This is a genomic window from Nostoc cf. edaphicum LEGE 07299 (assembly GCF_015207245.1).
Lineage (GTDB): Bacteria > Cyanobacteriota > Cyanobacteriia > Cyanobacteriales > Nostocaceae > Nostoc > Nostoc edaphicum_B.
Genome location: NZ_JADEXF010000493.1, coordinates 1 through 4,251 on the forward strand (window position 1 = coordinate 1; position 4,251 = coordinate 4,251).

General features: G+C 38.9%; 3 protein-coding genes and 1 pseudogene. All 4 read left to right on the forward strand.

The annotated features are described in order from the left end of the window. Positions 1-43 precede the first annotated feature (43 nt). A complete protein-coding gene (locus IQ229_RS15450) occupies positions 44-1,255 on the forward strand; it encodes an NHL repeat-containing protein (protein ID WP_194045086.1) in 1,212 nt (403 codons plus the stop codon). A gap of 34 nt (positions 1,256-1,289) precedes the next feature. Beyond that, on the forward strand, positions 1,290-3,635 hold the full coding sequence (gene hypF / locus IQ229_RS15455) for a carbamoyltransferase HypF (RefSeq protein ID WP_194045088.1): 2,346 nt from the start codon (positions 1,290-1,292) through the stop codon (positions 3,633-3,635). An 81-nt stretch (positions 3,636-3,716) separates the two neighbouring features. Further along, positions 3,717-3,977: a HypC/HybG/HupF family hydrogenase formation chaperone gene (locus IQ229_RS15460; RefSeq protein WP_194045089.1), complete on the forward strand. Its 261-nt coding sequence runs from the start codon at positions 3,717-3,719 to the stop codon at positions 3,975-3,977. A gap of 150 nt (positions 3,978-4,127) precedes the next feature. Beyond that, positions 4,128-4,251, forward strand: a pseudogene (locus tag IQ229_RS24110) (hydrogenase formation protein HypD); the annotation flags it as partial.

Genomic DNA, 4,251 nt, shown 5'->3' on the forward strand with positions numbered 1-4,251 from the left:
ACATTAATGTTTTTAAATATGTAACAGCCTCTATTTGCGGTTCATGGATATCCCAATTAGAATTCATCCTATACCACAATTACCGCCAGAAACAACAGCAACCCCTCAAAATTTACCTTTTTCATCTCAGGGTGCAGAGGTAATTTTAGGCAATATTATTGAAACAGAACAATTAGTGATACCTGTAGCACCCAGTCCGACTACAATGTTTGGGCCTCGCGGTGCTTGTTTGTTTGCAAATGGGCTATTGTGGGTGTCGGATACAGGACATCATCGATTATTGGGATGGCGGAATTTACCTACTAAAGATAGTCAATCGGCTGATTGGGTAATTGGACAACCTGACTTTTCTCATGAAGGACAAAATGCTAAAGGTACAACTGGAAGGAGTACTTTAAACGTACCAACTGGTATTTGTAGTTGCGATGAAGGGTTAGCTGTAGCAGATGCTTGGAATCATCGAGTTTTAATTTGGAAAAATTTACCAGAAGATAACAATGTTCCAGCCGATTTAGTATTAGGACAAGCTAATTTTATCGACAATGAACCAAATCGGGGAAGTCAACAAGCATCTGCCAGTACAATGCACTGGCCTTATGGTGTTTTCTATCATCAAGGACGGCTATTTATTGCTGATACAGGTAATCGAAGGGTATTAATTTGGCATCAATTCCCAACAGAAAATGGTCAACCTGCTGATGTAGTTTTGGGACAACCAGATATGATATCTCGCAATGAAAACGGCGGTGCTTCTCCAACCGCAGCGAGTATGCGTTGGTGTCACGATATTACCCTTTGGGGAGAAAATTTAGTTGTCAGCGATGCAGGTAATCACCGAGTGATGATTTGGCAGGGAATACCAACAGAAAATAATGCCCCTTGTGCAGTGGTTTTAGGACAAAAAAGCTTTGATTTTGTGGAAATGAATCAAGGAGTTTATTATCCTAGTGCTAGTAGTTTGAGTATGCCTTATGGTGTCGGGGTGGCTGGAGATTGGTTAATAGTTGCAGATACTGCTAATTCCCGGTTGTTAGGATGGAAAAAAGTAGAATCAATTTTATCACTGCAAGGTGTAGTGGCAGATGGGTTAGCAGGACAAATAAATTTTCAAAGTAAAGGTGAAAATCGTAATTTCGGACTACCTAAACGAGATAGCTTAAATTGGTGTTACGGGATAAAAATTTGTGGCAATACAGCAGTGATAGCTGATTCTGGAAATAACCGAATTTTGCTGTGGCAGTTTAATAATTCGTAATTCGTAATTCGTAATTTTGGAAAGTCAGATTTATATGGCGACTGAAGAAATTAGAGTTTGCGGTATTGTTCAAGGGGTAGGATTTCGCCCTACTGTATATCGTCTGGCTAAAACCTACGGTTTGTGTGGAGATGTTTGTAATGATGGTGAAGGTGTATTAATTCGGGTATCTGGTAGTGAGGAAGCAATAACAGAATTTCTAGCCAGATTGCAAACAGAATGTCCACCGTTGGCAAGAATTAATCAACTAACTAGAACTACTTATGAAGGTGAATTTAAATTTGATGATTTTGTAATTTCTACTAGTGTCAATAATACCATTAAAACAGAAATTACCCCTGACGCAGCTATTTGTCCGCAATGTCAACAAGAAATATTCGACCCTTTTAGTCGCTTTTATCGCTACCCCTTTACTAACTGTACTCATTGTGGCCCCCGCCTGAGTATTATTCGTGCCATTCCTTATGACAGATGTAATACCAGTATGTCTGCGTTTGTGATGTGTTCAGAATGTGGAAAGGAGTATCATGATGTCGAAAATCGCCGTTTTCACGCCCAACCTGTAGGTTGTCATGTTTGCGGCCCCGCAGCTTGGTTAGAACGCGCTGATGGGAAATCGGTTACTGCTTCCATGTTTTCGATGTTGGATGATGTCGATGCTGTTTGTACCTTGTTGCAAAAAGGTGAGATTGTGGCAATTAAGGGGTTAGGTGGTATTCATCTAGCTTGCGATGCAACGCAAGAAACCGTTGTACAAAAACTGCGTCAGCGAAAAAAGCGCTATCATAAACCTTTTGCTTTAATGGCGCGGAATGTTGAGATAATTGAACAATATTGTATTGTCAACGCCAAAGAAAAAGAATTATTAACAAGTTCTGCTGCACCAATTGTTTTATTACAAGCGATAGGTAAAAAAGTAGCGCCATCGATAGCATCAGGGCAAAGTACCCTTGGTTTCATGCTACCTTATACGCCCTTACATCATTTAATTCTGCGGCGGATGAATCGCCCAATTGTTTTAACAAGTGGTAATCTTGCTGATGAACCACAATGTATTGACAATGACGAAGCAAGAGAAAAATTAGGGACAATTGCTGATTATTTTCTCTTTCACAATCGGGAAATTATTAATCGGGTAGATGATTCGGTTGTGCGTGTTGTCGGAGATAAAGTTCAAACAATTCGCCGTGCCAGAGGATATGCACCAGCAGCAATTAGTTTACCATCAGGATTTGACAATGTACCGCAAATTTTAGCAATGGGCAGTGAGTTAAAAAATACCTTTTGCTTATTGCGTGAAGGAAAAGCAATTCTATCTCAACATCTAGGAGATTTAGAAAATGCTGCGGCTTTCAACGCTTACCAAGAAAATTTAAATTTATACTTAAATTTATTTGAGCATCAGCCAGAAATAATTGCCATTGATAAACACCCTGAATATCTCTCAAGCAAACTTGGTAAAGAACTTGCAGATACAAATAAAATCAAAATTTACCCAATTCAACATCATCATGCCCATATCGCTGCTTGTATGGCAGAAAATGGGATTCCTTTAGATTCACCTCCAATATTAGGTATTGCTTTAGATGGTTTAGGTTACGGCCACAATGGTACACTCTGGGGTGGAGAATTTCTTTTAGCAGATTATCGGAAATTTCAACGACTAGCAACATTTAAATCAGTAGCAATGATTGGTGCTAAACAAGCTATTTATCAACCTTGGCGTAATACTTATGCCCAATTAGTAGCCGCTAACCTTTGGGATGATTGCGAACAAAAATATACTGATTTAGAAATATTTAAGTTTTTGAAAAACAAGCCGCTTAAACTACTCAATCAACTTACAGAGAAAGGTATTAACTCTCCTCCAGCTTCATCAGTGGGGCGATTGTTCGATGCAGTGGCAGCGGCTATCGGTATTTATAGAGATGAATGTAGCTATGAAGGACAGGCTGCGATCGCAATGGAAGCTATAGTAGATGTTAGCAGCTTAAATAATGATAAAGAAACGCTAATATATCCTTTTAGCTTTAGCTTTTTAGATAGTATTTACTGTATAGACCCGCGTCCAATGTGGCAAGCCTTGCTAAATGACTTACAGCAGCAGATTCCACAATCAATTATGGCTGCCAAATTTCACAAAGGTTTAGCGAATACGATTGTGGGAATGGTTAAGCATCTTTCTCAAGAAAATCTGATTTCTCAGGTAGCCTTAACAGGAGGAGTATTTCAAAATCGTATATTGTTAGAGCAAGTTACCAAAGAATTACAGATATTGGGAATAAAAGTACTTACTCACAGCTTAGTTCCAGCTAATGACGGCGGCTTATCTTTAGGACAAGCAGTGATTGCAGCCGCACAATTAATACATGAGTCTTGATATCTGAAAAAGTTTCTCTCACAAATAATTCCCTCTGTGTTCTCTGTGCCTATGTGGTTAATTTATCCTAAAAAATAAAAAATGTGCTTAGGAATTCCCGGACAAATTATAGAAATTACCAACGTTAACCATAAATTAGCCATAGTTAACATTGGTGGTGTCAAGCGCGAAGTAAATATTGCTTGTATTGTAGATGAACAACATCCCCCTGAAGCTTGTGTCGGTGATTGGGTACTAGTGCATGTTGGCTTTGCAATGAATCGAATTAATAAAGAAGAAGCAGCAGAAACATTACAACTTTTCCAAGAATTAGCAACATTACAAACAGGGATTAGTACGTGAAGAAGGTAGGAAGTTAGAATCTAGATGAGGCAACTTTTAGAGACGCTGTGCATAGCTTGCTTCTCCGTAGAAGTATGCGATTTGTAAAAAAACTTTTTACCAAAAAAGCGAAATTAATCGATAGATAAAACTCACTATTCCTTACTTCCTATGAAATATGTTGACGAATTCCGCGAACCGGAAAAAGCTGAAGCGTTATACTGCGAAATCGCCAAATTATGCAATCGGCTAGAAAAACCTATCAAAATCATGGAAGTATGCGGCGGACATACCC

Excerpts from the sequence above, each read along its gene's own strand:
- IQ229_RS15450 (WP_194045086.1), top strand. The coding sequence starts at position 44 with ATGGATATCCCAATTAGAATTCATCCTATACCACAATTACCGCCAGAA.
- hypF (WP_194045088.1), top strand. The coding sequence starts at position 1,290 with ATGGCGACTGAAGAAATTAGAGTTTGCGGTATTGTTCAAGGGGTAGGA.
- IQ229_RS15460 (WP_194045089.1), top strand. The coding sequence starts at position 3,717 with ATGTGCTTAGGAATTCCCGGACAAATTATAGAAATTACCAACGTTAAC.